Source organism: Cupriavidus sp. 10L43_2, assembly GCF_056395265.1.
The window spans coordinates 32,774-53,711 of record NZ_JBFTJE010000027.1; the positions used below are offsets into that span (position 1 = coordinate 32,774).

At 68.1% G+C, this 20,938-nt stretch carries 16 protein-coding genes; 5 read left to right on the forward strand and 11 right to left on the reverse strand.

The features are described 5' to 3' along the window. The first annotated feature begins 8 nt into the window (after window positions 1–8). From AC1DEL_RS26400 to AC1DEL_RS26410, 3 genes are all read left to right on the forward strand, one after another. Entirely contained in the window at window positions 9–923 is a 915-nt protein-coding gene (locus AC1DEL_RS26400) for a LysR family transcriptional regulator (protein WP_477126424.1), read from the forward strand. A 161-nt stretch (window positions 924–1,084) separates the two neighbouring features. Beyond that, window positions 1,085–2,122, forward strand: a complete 1,038-nt coding sequence (locus AC1DEL_RS26405) for an aldo/keto reductase (protein ID WP_477126425.1) — start codon at window positions 1,085–1,087, stop codon at window positions 2,120–2,122. Between the two features lie 349 nt (window positions 2,123–2,471). Further along, window positions 2,472–5,510 (forward strand): transglycosylase domain-containing protein, encoded by a 3,039-nt coding sequence (locus AC1DEL_RS26410; protein ID WP_477108977.1) that lies wholly within the window; start codon window positions 2,472–2,474, stop codon window positions 5,508–5,510. On the opposite strand, the gene AC1DEL_RS26415 is transcribed toward AC1DEL_RS26410, so the two are convergent. The 3 genes from AC1DEL_RS26415 to AC1DEL_RS26425 form a co-directional block, all read right to left on the reverse strand. After that, window positions 5,472–5,723 (reverse strand): GlsB/YeaQ/YmgE family stress response membrane protein, encoded by a 252-nt coding sequence (locus AC1DEL_RS26415; RefSeq protein WP_092301614.1) that lies wholly within the window; start codon window positions 5,721–5,723, stop codon window positions 5,472–5,474. The genes AC1DEL_RS26410 and AC1DEL_RS26415 overlap by 39 nt on opposite strands. 122 nt (window positions 5,724–5,845) lie before the next feature. After that, window positions 5,846–7,951, reverse strand: coding sequence for an elongation factor G (gene fusA / locus AC1DEL_RS26420; protein ID WP_092301611.1), 2,106 nt, complete (start codon window positions 7,949–7,951; stop codon window positions 5,846–5,848). Between the two features lie 104 nt (window positions 7,952–8,055). Continuing rightward, a complete protein-coding gene (locus tag AC1DEL_RS26425) occupies window positions 8,056–8,919 on the reverse strand; it encodes a polysaccharide deacetylase family protein (protein ID WP_255371001.1) in 864 nt (287 codons plus the stop codon). A gap of 371 nt (window positions 8,920–9,290) precedes the next feature. Here AC1DEL_RS26425 and AC1DEL_RS26430 point away from each other — a divergent pair, with 371 nt between their 5' ends. Then, window positions 9,291–10,001, forward strand: a complete 711-nt coding sequence (locus tag AC1DEL_RS26430; protein ID WP_477126426.1) for a DUF3047 domain-containing protein — start codon at window positions 9,291–9,293, stop codon at window positions 9,999–10,001. Here AC1DEL_RS26430 and AC1DEL_RS26435 read toward each other — a convergent pair. Further along, a complete protein-coding gene (locus AC1DEL_RS26435) occupies window positions 9,998–10,756 on the reverse strand; it encodes a lipoate--protein ligase family protein (RefSeq protein WP_441593703.1) in 759 nt (252 codons plus the stop codon). The two genes, AC1DEL_RS26430 and AC1DEL_RS26435, sit on opposite strands and share 4 nt — an antisense overlap. 137 nt (window positions 10,757–10,893) lie before the next feature. Here AC1DEL_RS26435 and AC1DEL_RS26440 point away from each other — a divergent pair, with 137 nt between their 5' ends. Beyond that, window positions 10,894–12,456 (forward strand): methyl-accepting chemotaxis protein, encoded by a 1,563-nt coding sequence (locus AC1DEL_RS26440; RefSeq protein WP_092301602.1) that lies wholly within the window; start codon window positions 10,894–10,896, stop codon window positions 12,454–12,456. A 69-nt stretch (window positions 12,457–12,525) separates the two neighbouring features. Here the strand turns inward: AC1DEL_RS26440 and AC1DEL_RS26445 are convergent, their stop codons facing one another. From AC1DEL_RS26445 to AC1DEL_RS26475, 7 genes are all read right to left on the reverse strand, one after another. Then, entirely contained in the window at window positions 12,526–13,542 is a 1,017-nt protein-coding gene (locus tag AC1DEL_RS26445; protein WP_477159220.1) for an LLM class flavin-dependent oxidoreductase, read from the reverse strand. Window positions 13,543–13,668: 126 nt separating this feature from the next. Next, entirely contained in the window at window positions 13,669–16,404 is a 2,736-nt protein-coding gene (locus tag AC1DEL_RS26450) for a hypothetical protein (protein ID WP_477126427.1), read from the reverse strand. A 72-nt stretch (window positions 16,405–16,476) separates the two neighbouring features. Next, complete coding sequence (locus AC1DEL_RS26455; protein WP_092301593.1) at window positions 16,477–17,463, reverse strand: DedA family protein/thiosulfate sulfurtransferase GlpE; 987 nt, start codon at window positions 17,461–17,463, stop codon at window positions 16,477–16,479. 120 nt (window positions 17,464–17,583) lie between these two features. Continuing rightward, window positions 17,584–17,997, reverse strand: a complete 414-nt coding sequence (locus tag AC1DEL_RS26460) for an Hpt domain-containing protein (RefSeq protein WP_441645531.1) — start codon at window positions 17,995–17,997, stop codon at window positions 17,584–17,586. Window positions 17,998–18,017: 20 nt separating this feature from the next. Continuing rightward, complete coding sequence (locus AC1DEL_RS26465) at window positions 18,018–18,677, reverse strand: response regulator transcription factor (protein ID WP_092301587.1); 660 nt, start codon at window positions 18,675–18,677, stop codon at window positions 18,018–18,020. Between the two features lie 339 nt (window positions 18,678–19,016). Further along, window positions 19,017–19,838, reverse strand: coding sequence for a hypothetical protein (locus AC1DEL_RS26470; RefSeq protein ID WP_092301584.1), 822 nt, complete (start codon window positions 19,836–19,838; stop codon window positions 19,017–19,019). 390 nt (window positions 19,839–20,228) lie between these two features. Continuing rightward, a complete protein-coding gene (locus tag AC1DEL_RS26475) occupies window positions 20,229–20,618 on the reverse strand; it encodes an OsmC family protein (RefSeq protein WP_092301581.1) in 390 nt (129 codons plus the stop codon). Window positions 20,619–20,938 lie beyond the last annotated feature (320 nt).

Here is a 20,938-nt window from a genome sequence, read left to right on the forward strand (position 1 = left end):
AGAATGACATGGACACCCTCAAGGCGATGCACGTCTTCACCCGCGCCGTGGAGCTGGGCAGCCTCTCCGCCGTGGCGCGTGAGCGGGACAGCACCCAGCCGACCATCAGCAAGACCGTAGCCGCGCTGGAGGCGGACCTTGGTGTGCGGCTGCTCGAGCGCAGCACCACCCACTTGCAGCCGACCGAGGCCGGCCGTCGCTTCTATGCCCATGCCCTGACCGTGCTCGACGCCTATGCCGAAGCCACCGCCGATGCGCGCGGCCGGGCGGATCGTCCCGTGGGCAAGGTGCGCCTCAGCGCGCCGGTCAGCTTTGGCGTGCTGCGGCTCAATGCACTGATCCTCGATTTCCTCGCCCGGTATCCGGAGGTCGATGTCGAACTGGTCTTCGACGACCGTTTTGTCGATCTGGTGGAGGCGGGCGTGGACGTGGCGGTGCGGCTCGGCGCGTCGCTGCCGCCCAATGTGGTGGCGCGGCGCATCGCGGTGTCGCCGCGCGGACTCGTGGCCGCCCCGGGCTGCCTCGCGCGCCATGCCCCGGTGCGGCAGCCGGCCGATCTGGCCGGCCACGACCTGCTGCGCTTCACCTGGCTCGCCGCCGGGGACGAGATCGTGCTGACCGATACCCACGGCAACGTCGCCAAGGTGGACGCGCCGTGCCGCTATCGCGCCAACAACTCGCTGGCCATGCGCGAGAGCTTCCTGGCGGGCGCCGGGTTTGGCCTGACGCCGGCCTGGCTCGTGCAGGACCTGCTCGACACCGGCGCGCTGACCCCGGTGCTGCCCGGCTGGCAGGGCCCGGCGCAGGATGCCTATCTGGTCTATCCGTCGCGCCGCCACCAGCCGGCGCGCACGCGGGCGCTGCTGGCCTTCCTGGCCGAGCGGGTGCCGGCACTGCCCGGATTCCACCCTGTGGAAGCCTGAATCCACAGCGGAGCTGACCGAAAGCGCCCGAAAGCGCCCGAAAGCGCCTCTAGCGGCGCGTCGCCTGCAAGCCCCGCCACATCGGCGCACAATGCGCGCTGGCGGTCGCGCAGGCGCCGCCAGACCCTTTGCTTCGGCCTCGACTACCCTGGGAATTCGCCATGCCAGATTTCACCATGCAGTACCGCCGCCTCGGCGCCAGCAACCTGAAGGTTTCCGCCCTGTGCCTGGGCACGATGATGTTCGCCGACCAGACCGATGAGGCCGAGGCCGCCCGCATCGTGGGCAGCGCACGCGACCACGGCGTCAATTTCATCGACACCGCCGACGTCTACAGCAAGGGCGGTTCCGAGCAGATGGTGGGCCGCCTGCTGATCGCCGACCGCCACGACTGGGTGCTTGCCACCAAGCTCGGCAACGCGATGGGCAGCCGTCCGAACCAGTCGAACTATTCACGTACGTGGATCCTGCGCGAGGTGGAAGACAGCCTGCGCCGGCTGGCCACCGACTATGTGGACATCCTCTACCTGCACCGCGACTTCGCTGGCGCCAATCTTGAGGAACCGGTGCGCGCCATGGGCGACCTGATCCGCGCCGGCAAGATCCGCTACTGGGCCGTGTCGAATTTCCGTGGCTGGCGTATCGCCGAGATCGCCAACCTGTGCGACCGCCTGGGCGTGCCGCGCCCGGTGGCCTGCCAGCCGTACTACAACCTGCTGAACCGGATGCCGGAGGTGGAAATCCTGCCGGCCTGCGAACATTTCGGCCTGGGCGTGGTGCCTTACAGCCCGATCGCGCGCGGCGTGCTGACCGGCAAGTATTTGCCGGGCCAGAAGCCGGACGCGGACAGCCGCGCCGGCCGGGCGGACCGGCGCATGATGGAAACCGAGTTTCGCGAGGAGTCGCTGGTCATCGCCCAGCAGCTCAAGGCGCATGCCGAAGGGCGCGGCATCACGCCGGGCCAGTTCGCCACGGCCTGGGTGCTGGCCAACCCGATCATCAGCAGCGTGATCGCCGGGCCGCGCACGCTGGCGCAGTTCGAGGACTACTTCGGCGCAGTGAACGTCGCGATTTCGGCGCAGGAAGAGGCGCTGGTCGATAAGCTCGTGCCGCGCGGCCATGCTTCCACGCCCGGCTACACCGATCCGAGCTATCCGTTCGGCGGGCGCCCGGTGGCATCGGCGGCGGCATCGGCATAAGCCGGTCAGTGCAAAACTGACATGGCCGCACCGCCCGCGTGTGACGCGCGGGCGGCTCGCGGCACCCGTGTGGCGTGCCGGCCCGCCACGTGTTGCGTGCCGGGCACGGCGCCGCAAGAAATTCCGTGTTTGAAAGCGTGCGCCAGCCCACTTCGGCATGCCACTCCACGCTGGTTGCTAGTAATATCAATACAGGCCGTCGCACGCCGATGCTGGCGCGGCAGCCTGCAATGAAAAAGCTGGTGGCGCCCCGGAACTGGTGGGCGCAAGCGCAACCGGATGCCGAAACGTGTCACGTCGTCGCTGGATTCTCGCTGGCTTGGCGGTTGCCGTATGTGGCGGCGCCTACATGGTTGTGACCCTCGTCACGCACGAGGTTCGCACGTCGCAATGGCAGGCTCTGTACATGAGCCGGCTGGGCAAGTCGTTGACCTACGAAATCCAGCCCGGCGCGAGCGACAGCATCCGTTATCCCCATTCCGGTCCGTACGACGAGCGCCTGGGCTACGAGCGCCTGCCCGAGTTCGGCGAGCGCCTGCTGCGGCACGGGTTTGCCACGAGCGCGCAGGTGCGCATGTCGCCGGATCTCGTCCGGCTGATGGACGAGGGCATCTTTCCGCCCTACCGAGAGAAAAACCAGGCCGGCCTGATCGTGCGCGACTGCAACGCGCTGACGCTTGCCTTCGAACGCTATCCCCAACGCCAGTACGATAGTTTCGACGCGGTGCCGAAGGTGGTGGTGGCGTCGCTGCTCTACGTCGAGAACCAGAACCTGCTCAATCCCGAGTATCCGATGATGAATCCGGCCGTGGACTGGCGCCGGTTCTCGCGCGCGGTGCTCGACCAGGCCGTGAAGCTGGCCGACCGGCACCACGACTCGGCCGGCGGCAGCACGCTCGCCACCCAGATCGAGAAATTCCGCCATTCGCCCGAGGGGCGGACCCAGTCGATTCCAGACAAGTTCCGCCAGATGACCTCGGCCTCGCTGCGCGCCTATGTCAACGGTCCCGACACCCAGCGCGCCCGCGAAAACATCGTGCTCGACTACCTGAACACGGTGCCGCTCTCCGCGCGCGTGGGGCATGGCGAGATCAACGGCATTGGCGACGGGCTGTACGTCTGGTACGGCGAGGACTTCGGCGAGGTCAACGCGCTGATCCGCAACATGGACCCGCGCCACCCCACCCCGCGCGAGGCCCAGGCGTACAAGCGCGCGCTGTCGCTGATCGTCTCGCAGCGCCGGCCGTCGTATCACCTGCGGCGCGACGATACCAACCTGGACGCGCTGACCGGCAGCTACCTGCGGCTGCTGGCGGCCACCAATACCATCACTCCGGAGTTGCGCGACGCCGCGCTGGCGCAGTCGCTGGACAAGGCGGCCCCGCCGCAGCGGCCCGACCCGGCGCCCTGGGTGACGCGCAAGGCGGTCAACCAGGTGCGTAACGATGTGTCGCACCTGCTGGGCGTGGACAGCCGCTACGCGCTGGACCGCCTCGACCTGACCGTCGACAGCAGCATCAACCGTGAAGTGCAACGCATGGTCACGGACACGCTGCTGCGCATCCGCAACAAGACCGATGCCCACGAGATGGGCCTGTACGGCAAGAACCTGCTGCGCGAGGGCGACGACCCGTCGCGGCTCGTGGCCAGCTTCACGCTGTTCGAGCGCGTGGGCAACGCCAGCCTGGTGCGGGTGCAGGCCGACAATGTCGACCAGCCGTTCGACATCAACGCGGGGGCGCGGCTGAACCTGGGCTCCACCGCCAAGCTGCGCACGCTGGTCACCTATCTGGAAGTCATCAACGAGATCTACGATCGCCACGTCAGCCTGAGCCGGGCCGAGCTGGCCGCGATCCAGGTGCCGCGCCAGGACGCGCTGACCCGCTGGGTGATCGACACGCTGATCAAGGCCAAGACGCCGGCCGAGCGCTCGCGCGGGGCCATCCTCGAAGCCGCGATGGAGCGCAAGTATTCGGGCAATGCCGGCGAGGCGTTCTACACCGGCGGCGGCATGCAGAGCTTCACGAACTTCGAGAAATGGGAGGGCGAGCGCCAGATGACGGTGCGCGTGGCCTTCCAGCATTCGGTCAATCTCGTATTCATCCGGATGATGCGCGACATCGTGAAGTACGAAGTCCACCAGGCCCACCCGGAAGCCACCGCGCTGATGGAGGATCGCAGCGACCCGGGCCGCCGCCCGTACCTGGAGCGCTTTGCCGATGAGGAAGGCAGCTCCTATATGACGGCGTTCTGGCAGCGCTACCGGGGCAAGACTTCGGATGAGCGTTTGAACGTTCTGCTAGGTCGCGTGAAGCAGCCGACGCCCTACCTTGGGGCCGTGCGCCTCTCGGTGACGCTGCTGAGCGCCCGGCCGGCCACCGATTTCGACACCTACGCCGGCCTGGTGCGCGCACGGCTGCCCAAGCAGAAGCAGCCGTCCGAGGAAGACCTGCACAAGCTCTACGACAAGTACGGGAAGGACAAATTCGACCTGAACGACCGGGGCTACCTGTCGCGCATCCATCCGCTGGAACTGTGGATGGTGGAATACCTCGGCAACAACCCGGATGCCACGCTGAGCGAGGTGCTCAAGGCCAGCGCGGACGAGCGGCAATACGTCTACAAGTGGCTGTTCAAGACCCGCAGCAAGCTGGGGCAGGACGCCCGCATCCGCACGCTGCTGGAGAAGGAGGCGTTCGACAAGGTGGCCAAGCGCTGGCAGCGGCTCGGTTATCCGTTCGATTCGCTGACGCCGTCGTACGCCACGGCCATCGGCGCCTCGGGTGACCGCCCGGCGGCGCTGTCGGAGCTGGCTGGCATCATCCTCGGCAATGGCGTGGATGCCCAGCCGTCCACGATCCGCACGCTCGCCTTTGCCGCCGACACCCCCTATGCCACGACATACGCCCTGCGCCCGGGGCCAGGCAAGGTGCTGATTGCGCCCGAGATTGCCGCGCTGGTGCGGCGTTCGATGTTCGATGTGGTGGAGAGTGGCACGGCCAAGTCGATCCGGGGGGCCTTCACGCCGGTCAGCCGGCCGGGGCAGCCCGGCGCGCCACTGATGATTGGCGGCAAGACCGGTACGGGCGACCAGCGCTTCCAGACCTATGGTCCGGGCGGGCGCGTGATTTCGTCGCGCTCGGTCAACCGGTCGGCCACCTTCGTGTTCCTGCTGGGGGACCGCTATTTCGGCACGGTGACGATCCACGTGCGCGAGCCGTACGCGGCGCGCTACGCGTTCACGAGCGCGCTGGCGGTGCGCGTGCTGCGCTCGGTGGCGCCGCAGGTCGCGGCGATGGCCGCCCCGGGCAGCACCACCGCGCTGCAGCGTTGCGGCAAGGAAGGCGCTTCAGTTCTTACGGCGAACCAGGTCGTATATCACCAGTAGCACGATGGCACCGATGACCGAGGCAATCCATCCGGCGGCCTCGCCCGGCTGGTAGTACCCCATCGACCGGCCGATGTAGCCGGCCGCCAGCGCGCCAAGCACGCCCAGCAGGATCGTCATGATCCAGCCCATCTTGTCGTCGCCAGGTTTGATGGCGCGGGCGATGAGCCCCACGACAAGTCCAACCAGCACAGTACCGAGGAATGCCATCATGGTGCGCTCCCGTAGCAGTGGATGAGGCGGCGTGTGGCCGCCGGAGCATCATGCCATGAATCGATGGCGGGTGGCGCATGGTGTTCTCCCCGCTCCCTCCGGGAAGGGGAGAACACCCGTGCTCAGTTCTTGCGCGAGCTGATCACCGCCTCGGCCACGTTGGCCGGGGCTTCGGCGTAGTGCTTGAACTCCATCGTGAAGGTGGCGCGGCCCTGGGTGAGGGAGCGCAGCGAGGTGGAGTAGCCGAACATCGTCGCCAGCGGCACCTCGGCGCGCACGATCTTGCCGCCGCCGCCCGCGATGTCTTCCATGCCGTGCACCATGCCGCGCCGCGAGGAGAGGTCGCCCATCACGTTGCCGGTGAATTCCTCGGGCGTTTCCACCTCCACGGACATCATCGGCTCCAGCAGCACCGGCTTGGCGCGGCGCATGCCTTCCTTGAACGCCATGGAACCCGCCATGCGGAACGCGTTTTCGTTCGAATCCACATCGTGGTACGAGCCGAACACCAGCGTCGCCTTCACGTCCACCACCGGGTAGCCGGCCAGCACGCCGGCTTCCAGCGTCTCCTTGATGCCCTTGTCCACCGCCGGGATGAACTCGCGCGGCACCACGCCGCCCTTGATGGCATCGACGAAGGCATAGCCGCCGCCCTGCGGCATCGGCTCGAGGTTCAGCACCACGTGGCCGTACTGGCCGCGCCCGCCCGACTGCTTGATGAACTTGCCTTCCACGTCCTTGGCGGTGCTCTTGATGGTCTCGCGGTAGGCCACCTGCGGCTTGCCGACCGAGGCCTCCACGCCAAACTCGCGCTTCATCCGGTCCACCAGGATTTCCAGGTGCAGCTCGCCCATGCCCGAGATGATGGTCTGGCCGGACTCCTCGTCGGTCGCCACGCGGAACGACGGGTCTTCCTGGGCCAGCCGGTTCAGGGCGATGCCCATCTTCTCCTGGTCGGCCTTGGTCTTCGGTTCCACGGCCTGCGAGATCACCGGCTCCGGGAAGGTCATGCGTTCGAGGATGATGACCTTGTCGGGATCGCACAGGGTGTCGCCCGTGGTGGCCTCCTTGAGGCCCACGGCCGCGGCGATGTCGCCGGCGCGCACTTCCTTGATCTCGTTGCGGACGTTGGCGTGCATCTGGAGGATGCGCCCCAGCCGTTCGCGCTTGGACTTGACCGGGTTGTAGACCGTGTCGCCCGAATTCACCACGCCCGAATACACGCGGAAGAAGATCAGCTGGCCGACGAACGGGTCGGTCATGATCTTGAAGGCGAGCGCCGAGAACGGCTCGTCGTCGTTCGGGTGGCGCTCGGCTTCCTTGTCGTCCTCGGTGTGGCCGAGGATGGCGGGCACGTCCGCCGGCGACGGCAGGTAGTCGATCACCGCGTCCAGCATCGCCTGCACGCCCTTGTTCTTGAAGGCGCTGCCGCATAGCATCGGCACGATTTCACCGGCGATGGTGCGTTTGCGCAGCCCGGCCTTGATCTCTTCCTCGGTCAGCGGCTCGCCGCTCAGGTAGCGCTCGAGCAGGTCCTCGCTGGCTTCGGCGGCGGCCTCGACCATCTTCTCGCGCCATTCCTGCGCGGTGGCCTGCAGCGCGGCCGGGATGTCGGTGTACTCGAAGTGCACGCCCTGGCTCGTATCGTCCCAGACGATGGCGCGCATTTTCACGAGATCGACCACGCCCTGGAAATGATCCTCGGCGCCGACCGGAATCTGGATCAGCACGGCGTTGCCCTTCAGGCGATCGGCGATCTGGGTCTGCACGCGGAAGAAGTCGGCGCCCACGCGGTCCATCTTGTTGACGAACGCGATGCGCGGCACCTTGTACTTGTTGGCCTGGCGCCAGACGGTTTCCGACTGCGGCTGCACGCCGCCCACGGCGTCGTACACCATGCAGGCGCCGTCGAGCACGCGCATGGAGCGTTCCACCTCGATGGTGAAGTCCACGTGGCCGGGGGTGTCGATGATGTTGATGCGATGCTCGGGGTAGTTCCCCGCCATCCCCTTCCAGAAGGCCGTGGTGGCGGCCGACGTGATGGTGATGCCGCGCTCCTGCTCCTGCTCCATCCAATCCATGGTGGCGGCCCCGTCATGCACCTCGCCCAGCTTGTGGTTCACGCCGGTGTAGAACAGGATGCGCTCGGTCGTCGTCGTCTTGCCGGCGTCGATATGCGCGCTGATACCGATGTTGCGATAGCGTTCGATGGGGGTCTTGCGGGGCACGGTGATTCTCCGGTTAGGGCACCACGGGCCGTTAGCGTAGCACTTCTACGAATTCCTCGTGCGGTGCCGCATGGCCGATTGGGCCCTGCCGGAGCAGGCGCCGGTCAGGGCCAGCTTTGCCGCGCGTAGTCGCCGTCCCTGGCACGCACCAAAGCGGCGCGTTCGGCGGCGCGGGCGTCGGTATAGAAGGGCGGATCGGCCAGCGGCAGGCCGTTCTCGCGCGCGGCATCGACGAGGATCTGGAGGTACTCGGTCATGTGCGACGCCGTGTAGTCGTTGGTGTCATGAAAGCTCACCACCACCGGCACCACGCCGTTCACCGGCTGGAGCCGCCGCGCGCCGATGGCCGCGCGCACCTGCTCCAGCTCGCTCACCATATGGGAGCGCCGCCGCAGGCTGATGTGCCAGCCGTAGATCTTGCCGTCGCGCGCGTTGGCGTCGGCCATGAGCATGCCCAGGCCCAGTCCCTGGTAGACGCCCCGCGTCTCATCGTTATAGGCCCAGTTGGGCGGCCGCACCAGTTGTGCCACGTGGCGGCACTGGGCGGCGATGTCCGCCTCGCCCGCGCGCAGCGACGCCGCCAGCTCGGTCGGCGCCAGCTTGGTATGGGAGACATGGCCCTCCACCACGCCGCTGTGCACGGCGAGCAGGTGGCCGGCGGCGCAGGTGTCGCGCATCTGGGCGCGCCCGGCCGCGCCGCCGCCCCGGCGCGGATGCGCGGTCTGGACGAAGAAGATGGCCTTGATGCCGGGCGCAATCGGGTTGTCGGCCAACTGGCGCAGGATCAGCGGCGTGCTGCCATCCGGGCCGGCGTCCGGGCCATCGTCGAATGTCAGCAGGAAGCGCAGCGGCGGCAGCTTGGCGGTGGGTTTGGCGAACGCCACCGGCGTGACGGCGGCAGGCGGCTCCGGGGTCTCGGACGCCGGGAAGGTGCCGTCGGCCAGCACGGACACGGGCGCGGCCAACATCAGGACCGCGGACAACAGGGATCGAACGACAGCAGCACGCATGCGGGAATCAGGGGAGCGGAGATGACGGCGCGCGGCCAGACCCGCACCGCGCGAGGCAGCACGATACCACCGGCCTGCGGCCCGGCCGTGGCCCAGTTTGTAAGCAGGTATGTGAAGTGGCGGATGCGGTACTTGCGGCAAGGGCGCGCCAGATCCTGTCAGCGTCCGTCCGAAGCCGATTTCGGCCTACGCCGCACGGTGCGGGCCGGCGGCGCTTTCTACAATGGACTGAGCAGTCCATGCGAATGATCTGAATTTCACCCGTCACCAAAAAAAAGGCGGTCACGATGCGCGCCCCGGTCCTTCGTCTTACTCGTCCGATATTGCCGATGCTCGCCGCCATGGTGGCGGCCTCGGCCATGACCCTTGCCACGGCGGCCCGTGCCGACGAGCCCGGCGTTGCCTTCTCGGCCAGCCGGCCCGGCGGCGCGCTGCCGGAGGGCTGGCAGAACAAGCCCGTGGTCAGCGGCAAGGCCCTCACGCGCTACGCGCTGGTGGCCGACCAGGGCACCACGGTGCTCGAGGCCGATGCCACCGGCGCCGCCTCCGGCCTGATCCACGCCGGCGACTTCGACCTCGCGGCCACGCCGGTGGTGCAATGGCGCTGGAAGGTGGCCGGCCCGATCCCGGACGCCGACAACCGCGACGCCAAGCGCGAGGACGCCCCCGCCCGGCTGGTGTTCTTCTTCGACGGCGAAAGCAGCAACCTGTCGATTGGCGAGCGCGCCGGCATGGCCATCTCGGGCGCGGTCGGCGACAAGCTGCCCTACGCCACGCTGATGTATATCTGGACCAACAGCGCGCCGGTGGGCACGGTCATCGCCAATCCGCATACCAACCGGGTGCAGATGATTGTGGTGGGCGGCGCGGCCGATGCCGGCAAATGGCAGAAGCTGCGCCGCAATGTGAGTGCGGACTTCCAGAAGGTCTTCCGCGAAAAGCCCGGCAAGCTGCTGGGCTATGGCCTGATGACCGATACCGACAACACCGGCGCCAACGCGCGCGCCTGGTACGGCGACATCCGCTTCACGGCGCGCTAGGCGCCCGGCGGCGGCGTGCGGGCGATGGCGGCGCGGATCGCCTCGGCCACGCGCGACGTCAGTTGGGGATCGTCCTCGATGCCGGCCGCCTCGCGCACGCTGACCACCTTGGCCGGGTCGTAGTGCCGGCCGCTCCCGATGGCCGCCTCGAACGCATTGGCGCGGGCATTGATCTCGACCGGGTCCGCGCTCACCAGCAGGATGGCGTGCGCCAGCACCAGATGGCGCTGGCCATCGTCCGATTGCGCGGCGGCCGGCGCGCGGCGCCAGTACTGCGCGGTGCCGGCGATCTTGCGCGCTGCATCGCCCGGCCCCCAGGCCAGGTTGTAGCGCCCGTCGCAGAACGACCCCTCCACCGCCTGCCAGTGCGTTTCCACGCCCAGCTGGCGCATCCCGTCCGCCAGCACATCGCACAGGTGGATATAGACGGGCTCCATCCACGTAGCCGCGCCCTTCGGCACCGCGTAGGCCAGGCTCACGTTCAGGATGCCCGGCCCCTGCGGCACCAGCCCGCCGCCCGACATGCGCAGCCAGACCGGGCAGCCCCGGGCGGCAAAGTCCGCGCGGGCGGCCTCGATGCCGGGCTGGCGCAGGTAGCTGCGCGGAATCACCAGTGACAGCGGCGCCTCCCACAACTGCGCCACCGGGCCGCGCAGGGCGGCGTGGTCCAGCAGCGCCAGCTCGCCCTGCAGCGGATCGGCCTCGGCGGGGTCTGGATCGATGAAGGAGAAGGCGGCGGATGGCTGAGCGGTCATGGCAGGGGGCTCCAGGTGGACAGTGCGGCGCAATTTTCCCGATCATCGCCCATCTTGGCCCCCTGGTGCTAACGGAAGCTAAGGGAATGTGGCTGCGGCGTCGTTAATCCCAGGGAATTCCCAACAGCCTCCCGATCATGAACCGTCTCACTCTGAACACCAAACTCTGGGCGGCGCTTGCCGTCATGTGGCTGCTGCTGCTCGCGCTCGGCACCTGGAACGCCTTCCACACCAGGTCCGTGATGATGGGCGAGCGGCGCGAGAGCCTGCAGTCGCTGGTCGCCACCGGCGAGGGCATCGTCAAGCTGTACGCGGCGCGTGCCGCCAAGGGCCAGATGTCGAAGGAAGACGCCCAGACCGCCGCCAAGGACGCGCTGCGCGCGATGCGTTTCGGCCAGAACGGCTACCTGTTCATCATCGATTCCAAGCCGCAGGTGATCCTGAACCCGGGCCTGCCGCAGACGGAAGGCAACCAGGTCGGCGAGTTCAAGGACCCGGATGGCGTCTACGTCTACCGCGCGATCCTGGAAGGCGCGCGCCGCACCACGGGCCCCGAGGCTGGTTTCTCGACCTACCGTGGCCGCCTGCCCGGCACCGAAAACCCGCAGCGCAAGCTGACCTACGGCCGCTACGTGGCGGACTGGGACTGGTTCGTGGCCACCGGCGTGTTCCTGGTCGATGTGGAAGACGCGTTCCGCGCCAACCTGATCAACGCCCTCGTCAGCACGCTGCTGATTGGCGCGCTGATCGCGGCGGTGATGCTCTGGCTGATGCGCACCGTCAAGCGCAGCCTCGGCGGCGAGCCGGCCTACGCGGTGGAAGCGGTCACGCGCATCGCCGGCGGCGACCTGACCGTGCCGGTGACCGTGCGCGCTGGCGACGAGCAGAGCGTGCTGGCCGCCATGCAGCGCATGCAGACCCGCCTGGCGGGCACGCTGGGCGAGATTCGCGGCGCGGCGGGTTCCATCGCCACGGCCACGGACCAGATCTCGGCGGGCAATACCGATCTCTCCCAGCGCACCGAAGAGCAGGCTTCGGCACTTGAGCAGACCGCGTCGAGCATGGAAGAGCTGACCGGCATCGTGCGCCAGAACGCGGACAACGCGCGGCAGGCCAGCGCGCTGGCCGTGAATGCCTCGGACATTGCCAATCGTGGCGGCGAGGTGGTCAGCGAGGTGGTGGCGACGATGGGCGAGATCAACAACGCCTCGCGCCAGATCGTCGACATCATCGGCGTGATCGAAGGCATCGCCTTCCAGACCAACATCCTGGCCCTGAACGCGGCCGTGGAAGCGGCGCGGGCCGGCGAGCAGGGCCGGGGCTTCGCCGTGGTGGCGGGCGAGGTGCGCAGTCTGGCCCAGCGCAGCGCCAACGCCGCGAAGGAGATCAAGACGCTGATCGACAACTCGGTGGCGCAGGTGGACAACGGCTCGTTGCTGGTGGCCAAGGCCGGCGAGACCATGCACGAGGTGGTGGGTGCGGTGCGCCGCGTGACCGACATCATGGGCGAGATCAGCGCGGCTTCCGCCGAGCAGAGCACCGGCATCGAGCAGGTGGGCCAGGCCGTGACGCAGATGGACTCGGTGACGCAGCAGAACGCGGCACTGGTCGAGGAAGCGGCTGCCGCCGCCCATTCGCTGGCCGAGCAGGCCCAGTCGATGATGCGCGCGGTGTCGGCGTTCCGGCTGGCGACGGCCTGATCGATCCGGCTCGTACGCAAACAAAAACCGCGGCCTTGGCCGCGGTTTTTGCTTTCTGGCGCTGACGGTTCAGGCCAGTTGCGTGGGCGAGAGCGACAGGGCGCGCACCGCCTTCGCGGCAATCTCGAACGACTTGAGCCGCGCCGCGTGATCGTAGATCTGGCCGGTCAGCATCAGTTCGTCGGGGCGCAGGTCATCCACGAAACGTTGCAGGCCGTCGCGCACGGCGGCGGGGTCGCCCACGACCGAGACGGCCAGCGAGCGGCGGATGTGGTCGGCCTCGCTGGCGTCCCAGAGCAGGTCCATGTTGTCCACGGGCGGCTTGAGCTGGCCCGGCGTGCCGCGCACCAGTGCCAGGAACTGCTGCTGGAGCGACGAGAACAGCCGGCGCGCCTCGTCACCGGTGTCGGCGGCGAACACGTTGACGCCGAGCATCACGTGCGGGCGATCGAGCTGTTCGGACGGGCGGAAGGTGCGCCGGTACAGGTCCACGGCCTGGCGCATGAAGCCGGGCGCGAAGTGCGACGCGAACGCAAACGGCAGCCCCATCGCGGCGGACAGCTGCGCGCTGAACAGGCTCGATCCGAGCAGCCACAGCGGCACCTTCAGGCCCGCGCCGGGCACCGCGCGCAGGCGTTGGCCCGGGCGCACCTCATCGAAATAGGCCTGCAGTTCTTCCACATCCTGCGGGAAGGTGTCGGCGCTGTCGTGGCTGAGCTGGCGGCGCAGCGCGCGCGCCGTGGCCTGGTCGGAGCCGGGCGCGCGGCCCAGCCCGAGGTCGATGCGGCCCGGATACAGCGCAGCCAGCGTGCCGAACTGCTCGGCAATCACCAGCGGCGAGTGGTTCGGCAGCATCACGCCGCCCGAGCCGACGCGGATGGTGGACGTGCCATTCGCCACGTAGCCGATCAGCACGGACGTGGCTGCGCTGGCAATGCCGGGCATGTTGTGATGCTCGGCCAGCCAGAAGCGGCGATAGCCAAGGCGTTCGGCGTGCTGCRCCAGGTCCAGCGTGTTGCGCATGGCCTGGCCGGCATCGCTGCCTTCCACGATCGGTGAAAGGTCGAGCAGGGAATACGGAATCATGGATGCGGGGCGCGGCCGGGGTGACCGGCGCGCCATGTGGAGACGGGAACGGGGCTATGGTAGTCACGTGCGCCGAATCGTGCTGGCGCCCGCCGAGTAGCCCTGCTAACCGTGGGGCTACGCGCGTTACCCGAACAGCCGCTGCGCTACGGGCCCCTGGGCAATGCGCCGGCCGATGTCGAACCCCAGCGCGCGGTAGCTCTCCCACTGTGCTTCATCGAAGAACTGGTCGGCGGTGCCTTGCTGCGGGAAGTCGCGATGGACGGCGCCGTACTGGCGCACATCGGCCGGCGCGGGGGGCGTGAGGCGCGGCTTCAGCAGGATGATGCGGGTGACTGGCGGGGCGTCCGGGGCGCCGCCCTGGCCGGCCACGTAGGCATTGAGCAGCAGCCCGACCTTCATCCGGCTCTCCGGGCTGGCGTCCGCGGCAAAGTCATCCATGGTGCCGAACACGGTCTTGAGCACCGGGTCGCTCGCGGCGGCGGTGTCCACCACGATTTCGAGTCCGAAGTCGATGCGGGCCAGCCGGATCAGGTTGGCGAGATCCTTGAAGCGGTAGTCGGCGTCGCAGCCGCAGTCGCACAGCACGATCAGCGCTACGCGGCGCTCCGGGCGCAGCAGTTCATAGACGGCGGTGTTCTCGAAATGGCCGCCATCGGACAGGTACTGCCAGCCCCGCCGCGTGCCGTGAAAGCGCGCGGCGAGTTCGCACCCGAGGTAGTACTGCGTGCGGAACAGGCCGGTCAGCACGCCGAGCGTGGGCCGCGCGCGCCCCGCCGCGCCGCGCCGGCGCATGGGGGCGTGCCCGCTGCCAGCATCCAGCCGCGATGGCCACCAGACGCCGAGCCGCAGGTTGGCGAACCCCATCAGCAGCGAGGTGCCCAGCGTGGAGGCGCGGCCGAGACCGGTGGAGATGGCGGCGCCCGAGATCGCCACCCAGTCGCCCACGGTGCGTGCGTGGGCCATCTCGCCGGGATGACGGCGGAAGGTGCGTTCCTGCGACATCGCGCAGCAAGGCCGCCCATCGACGCTGAATCGCACGTAGGTATCGGCGGGCAGTTGCTGCGGGGCGCCCGGCTGGGCCAGCGCGGGGCCCGGCGAGACGCACAGCGGCTTGCCTTTGCGGTCACGCTGCACGAGCTGCTCGGCCGGATCGACGGTCAGGTTCAGCGTGACGTTGATCAGGTGCAGCGGCGCCAGCACGCGGGGATCGTAATAGTCGTTGAGGCTCAGGGCGTCGTCCGGGGCGGGCTCGGCCACGCTGAAGCGCTGCCGCGCGTCCGGGCTGCCCGCCGTGGCGGTGAAGCGGTTACCGTTGGAGGCGCCCAGATAGGCGCGCGTGAGCCGGGAGGCGTAGAACGACTGGAGCGTGGACAGGTTCAGGAAGCCCGCGAAGCGCCCCACCACCATCGCCATGACCAGCGCGAGCCCCGTCAGCACGGCCAGCGCGGGCGTGGTCCAGGCCTTGCCGAAGACGAGCCAGTCGACCGGCTCGCCGCCATCCCACCGCACCCAGAGCACGATCCACGACCAGAGCACGAAGACGAGCAATGCCAGCACGGCCGCCAGCGCCCCGGCCAGCAGCGAGACGGGCAGGCGGTTCAGCATCGCGCGCCAGGACGAATCGCCGGCGCCCTTGTGGCCGTTATCGAGCAGATTGGCGCCATAGCGGACCAGCCAGACCAGCACGCCCAGCGTGCCGGCCGGGCCGAGCGCGCCCCACGGATGCACGGTCAGATAGCTATAGAGATAGCAGGTGCGCGCGGCGGTATCGGCAAGGCCCAGCGCGGCCAGCGCGCCGGTGACCCCCATCGCCGTGCGCAGCGCCCGCGTGGCGCGCACGCGGAACATGGTCACCGAGCGCGGGGCCGGCATCACCATGACCAGGCAGGACGCCACGCCCAGCCAGGCCAGGATGCCGATGGCGAAGCAGGCGTAGGCCAGCCGTGGCGACGGCTGCAGCTGCTGGAACCACCACGCGGTGGCCAGGAAGGCCGCGCCGATCAGCGCCGCGAGCAGCACGGCGTTGTTCAGCACCCGCACGGGCTGGCGCGGGTCGTCCGAACGCGGGTAGACCAGCCAGAACGCGATGCCGGGGGGCACGGCGAACAGCAGCGCGGAGGCCACCGGCAGCCAGAGCAAGGGGCTCCACCAGATGGCCAGCCGTTCGTCGTAGAACGCCAGGCGCGCGGCGTGGAGCAGGTCCATCTCGTTGCGGGCGAGTCCGTGCCATGCGCCCGTGGCCAGGTGCAGCCCCAGCGCCAGCGCGGCCAGTAGCACCAGCAGTGCACTGCCAATCACATATTGCATGGCCAGCCAGTTGCGCACCACCACGGCGGCGGCGTAGAGGTTGTCGCCCGCGCCGGTGGGGGTGAGGTAGCGGCCGTTCTCGCGCAGCCACGCCACGGCGGCCCGGCCCGGGGTCTCGGCATAGGAGACCGAGGTGTGGATGCGCCCCGGCGGTTCGTATTGCATCGTCCGGTAGGCATCCTGCGCGGCCTGCACGGCGCTGGTGCCGCGCCGCAGCCGTCCGGGCACGAACAGGCTGACGAAGAACGCGCCAAGGTAGCCGCCGCCGCTGACGGTGGAGAGATAGTCGAACTGGGCCAGCAGCGACTGGGTGCCGGCGACAGTGGGGGAGGGCGGGGTGTCGAGGGGCGTCCGGGCGGGCGTCTGGGCGGGATTCGGCGCTTCGGCCATCGCCTGCATCACGCCGAGGCAGAACGTGGCGCTGCGGATGCCGCCGCCGGAGAGGGCGAGCGCGTAGGTCTGGCCGGCGCTGTGCCGGGGAATATCGAGCATGCGCCGGCGGTGCGCCACGCGCGCGGCTTCATCGTCCCAACCCGGGTCTTCGCCTGGCATGCCGCCCTCCCTGCACAATGGCCTGCGCCAAGTATAGGAAGCGGCGGTTGCTCCGGGGGTACGGCGGGTGGATTAGTGCGCGGAGGCCTGCTTGGCGGGGTCGGCCGCGTCGTTGCTGGCCTCATCGGCCGGGGTCGACAAGGCGCCCTGCAGGCGCTTCCATTCGTCGAACCCGCCCGCCAGCGCCCAGGTGTGGCGGTAGCCCGCCACACGCAGCCGCTCCGCCAGCACGGCGGCGGACATCTCATGGGGGCAGGCGCAGTAGATCACGATGTCATGTTCGGGCGAATGCTCGCCCAGCGTTTCCAGCGGCGCGTGCAGCTCCATGACCAGCGCGCCGGGAATGCGCTCGATGGGAGCGACGCCATGCGCGCGGACGTCCACCACCAGCGGCGGCGCGCCCGTCGAGCGGCGCGATTCCAGCTCCATCACCGTCATCCGCGGAATCCGGCCCGTGCGGCGCAGCATGCGCCAGCGCAGCCAGAAGCGCCAGGCAATGAACAGCGCGAAGGCGCCGCCGGCAATCAGCACGGCGATATGCCCGTAGGTGCTGAAGGCGGCCAGGATCGTATCGACGAAATCGCTGAACACCACGCCCGCCAGCAGCGCGCCGCCAGCCCAGACCAGCGCCCCGAGGGCGTCGTAGAACAGGAAGGTCATGAACGGCGTGGAAGTCATGCCGGCCATGGCCGTCGAGAGCGCGCCGGCGCCGGGCAGCAGCTTGGCGAAGACGAGCGAGCGGGGGCCTACGCGCAGGTAGAGCGACTGGGTCTGCCGGATGCAGGTGTCGGGGGAGAGGGAGACGCGGCAGATCGTGCGCAGCATCGGCTGGCCCAGCCGCTTGCCGGCGAAGTACCACGCCGTATCGGCGATCAGGCAGGCGGAGATCACCGCGAACAGCACGGCGCCAATCGACGGACCAGACTCCTGCATCGACAGCGCACCCGCCACGAACATCATCGGATAGGCCGGCACCGGCAGGCCGGCCTGCTCGGCCAGCACGCTCAGGAACACCAGGGACAGCCCGTGGCTGTCCAGCAAGGCCTGCAAATCACCCACGACATGTCTCCCGCCAGAAAAAGGGTCCGGCGCGAAAAGAAGGGGGCGGCCGGATGGACCCACAGTGTGCCAGTGCCACCGGCGCCTTGCACTGCCATGATGTAGGCAGGGTCATCAAATTCACTGAATGTGGCTGGACGGCGACGTATCTTCGGCCGGATCGGGATGGCAGGCGGCGGGCGCGGCAGCCTGCAGGGCGATCAGCGCGTCGTTGAATTCGGTCACGATGGCGACATAGCGCGGCAGTAGCGCGTCGATCACGGCAGGCTTGCCCTGCCGCGCCGCGGACTCCAGCGACTTGCCCGCCGCCACCAGCGTCGGGCAGCGGGACAGCGCAGCGCTCCCCTTGATGCGGTGCACGGTGCGCTGCACGCCGGTCCAGTCCCGCATCGCCACCGTCCGCTGCAGGTTGGCCATGTCCGCCTCGTTGGTCTCGATCAGCCGGGCGAGCAGCATCCGGTAGAGCACGGGGTCATCCCGCGCCGCGTTGGCCACTGCCGCGCCCATGGCTTCGCGTTCGGCGCGGGGCAACACGCGGCGGGCCCCGGCGCGGGTCACGGGGTGAGCTGGCAACGTCGGGCGAAATCGACCAGATCGACCAGGGATTCGGCACGCAGCTTGGCCATGATGCGCGCCTTGTAGCTGCTGACGGTCTTGTTGCTGATGAACAGCGCGTTGCCGATGATCTTGTTGCTCATGCCGCGTGCCAGCATGCGCAGGATGACGACCTCCTTGTCCGACAGTTTGCGCAGGCCTTCATCGTCGCTGACCATGCGGGACTCGTGCGAGGGGTCGCTGAACGTGACGGCCGTGGCGGGATTGGCGCTCGCGCCGTTCGGGAACACGGTAAAGCCGCCGAGCACGCTTTCCACGCAGCGGACGATGGCATCCATGTCCTGCGTCTTGCTGATGAAGCCCTGCGCGCCGGCCTGGTAGGCGCGCGCGGCGAACGGCGTGGGATTCTGGGCGGTCAGGATCAGGATACGCACGGCCGGATGGAGCGCGCGCATGCGTGGCGTGGCATCGAGCCCGCTCATGCGGGGGATGTCGAGGTCGAGTACGACGAGGTCGGGTTTATGTCGACGCACCGCCTCGATGGCGCTCTGGCCGTTGTCGGCTTCCAGCAGTACATTCACGCCCAGCAACTGGGAGAGATGGGCGCGCATGGCAAGCCGCAGCGCGGGGTGATCGTCGACGATCAGGATGGTGGTCATGCGTTACTGCCTTGTGGCCGTGCCGCGTGAGCGGCTGGCCAGGGGTCATCACTGACTGGGCAGTATATGGAGATAGCGTCGCTTAATTTGTGGGAAATTTCCGCAATCGCTGCGTGAAATTTCCCCATTTGCGCCGCATTAGATCCAGATCATGTTCGCGTGACATTTTATGTCACTCATAGGATACGGACCATCCCAAAAAAATAGCGGCCCTCCACCAACATGGGGGGCCGCAAATCGGGAATGCGAGGAGGTCAGAATCCTCAAGAAGTGTTATCGGCACATGGGGGCGCCGCTGATCCCTACTTAGGTGGGGCCAGCGTCACACTGCAGCGGGTATCAGGCGATCAGCCGATCCGGCTGGTTGGCCGGCCCCGTGGCGGCACGCACGCGGCGCACGCCGGCTTCCATCTCCGCGTGCGCGGCGTCCAGCCACGCGATGCGGTGGCGCACGGGATCATTGGGCGACAGGTCGTTGGCGGTTATCTCGCGCAGGAAATACCGCACCATGCTGCCGGCGCGCGCGGGCACCGGCATCATCCCCAGCATCTGGCCCCGATCGATCAGACCCAACCCGGCGGCATGCCGCAGCCCCGCCCACGCCGTGCGCCCCAGTCCTATAAAGAGTGCCTGGCGATGGCACTGGCCGAGCCGCGCGAGGAACAGCGACTCGAAGACGGCGCGGAGCATGGGCACATCGAGCAGTTCGTCGAGCGGGCCGTCGAATGCGAGCCCGCGTCGCGTGGTGGCATGGGGCAGCAGGGCAAGCGGCTGGATGGCGTCGAACCCATCGTTCCACAAGGCTGCCGCATGGGGTTGCCCAATCAGCTCGGGCACGCGGAAGTGGTCGAGCATGCGGATCAGGTTGGGCCGCACGAGTCGGCCGCCCAGTTCCACACGCCGCTTGTTCTCGCGCTGGATGCTCCGCCCGGGCGTATGCGCGAGCAGCAGTTCCTCCGTGACCGATGCGGCGAGCCGCACGTGGGTGTGGCCCGGCGTGGTGCTGACCAGCACCAGGCGCGCATCGGCGTTCCGATGTTCGAACGGCACGTAAGCCATGGTGTACGTCCCGTCCTGATCCACCATCACGGGTTTGTCCGCAATGGCTCGCGCGCCGCCGCGTCGGATTCGCGCGCAATACTCTTCGATGTAGTTCGCCAAGATGTCCCCGCTCCAATGCTTCCCTGCTGCTGGCTGCCATGTCTTGTTTTGGCTTCATGTTAAGCCGCAGTACATGGCCACGAAAGCGCCCAAGTGGCGTTCGGAGCGCGTTACAACACAGGCTTGGTTGGCGAGCGAACCAATGAGACGAGGGAGCCCTACGTATGAGGGATGCGTTTCGCGCTTGGGATGTGGATCGCGCTGTAGGACAACGTTGCGCGACCGGTGGGTCAGGATGATGACGGCGGGATCGGCCTTTGGGGCCGCCAGCAAAAAAGGCCGGACACGAGTCGTGTCCGGTAACCCATTTGCTGACTCAGGTCGTGTCAGAAACCCGAGAACTCAAATGATAACCATTATCATTTGTCGAGTCAATGAATGGCGGTGCCTTTAGGCGGTCAGCGTGGTTTCGATCGAAATCTGGGCGGACAGGGATTTGTGCACCGGGCACTTGTTGGCCACGCGCAGCAGATCCTCGCGCACGTTCGGCGGCAGCTCTCCATCGATCTTGACGGTGCGGATCATCTTGTAGGTGCCGGGCGCCTCTTCGTGCCGCACCGAGACGTGCACCTCGCGTAGGTCATAGCCCTTGCGCTTGGCGTACACCTGGAGCGTGAGCGTGGTGCACGCGGCCAGCGCGGAGTCGAGCAGGTCATGGGGGTTAGGGAGCGACGGGTCGCCTGCAGGGGCGTCCAGGTCCGCGCGCCAGGTGGCGGTCTCGTTGCGCAGGTCGCAGGCGCTCGCGCCCGAGGCGGCCAGCCAGGTTGCTTCAATGGTCATGGGTGAGTGTCCTCTGGAGATGGGAGGGCGGGAACCGGTCCCGGATTGATGATTCTATATATAGGGGCCCGACATCGCGCTGCTGAGGTGCCGTAATCGTCATTTCCAGAAAAATCTGAAATTTTGATGACAAACCCCTTGCCAGCCTGCGTTGGCTCCCTTAATATTCGCCCCCTCGCAACACAAACCGCGCTGCAAACGCAGCAGCGACAAGGGTTGCGGGGTTGATGGGTGGTCGGGCTGAGGAGTTTTTCAGCGCTGACCGCGGCGAAAAAAACTTCGCTGACCTGTTGACGAAACGCAGGTTGTTCTTCATAATC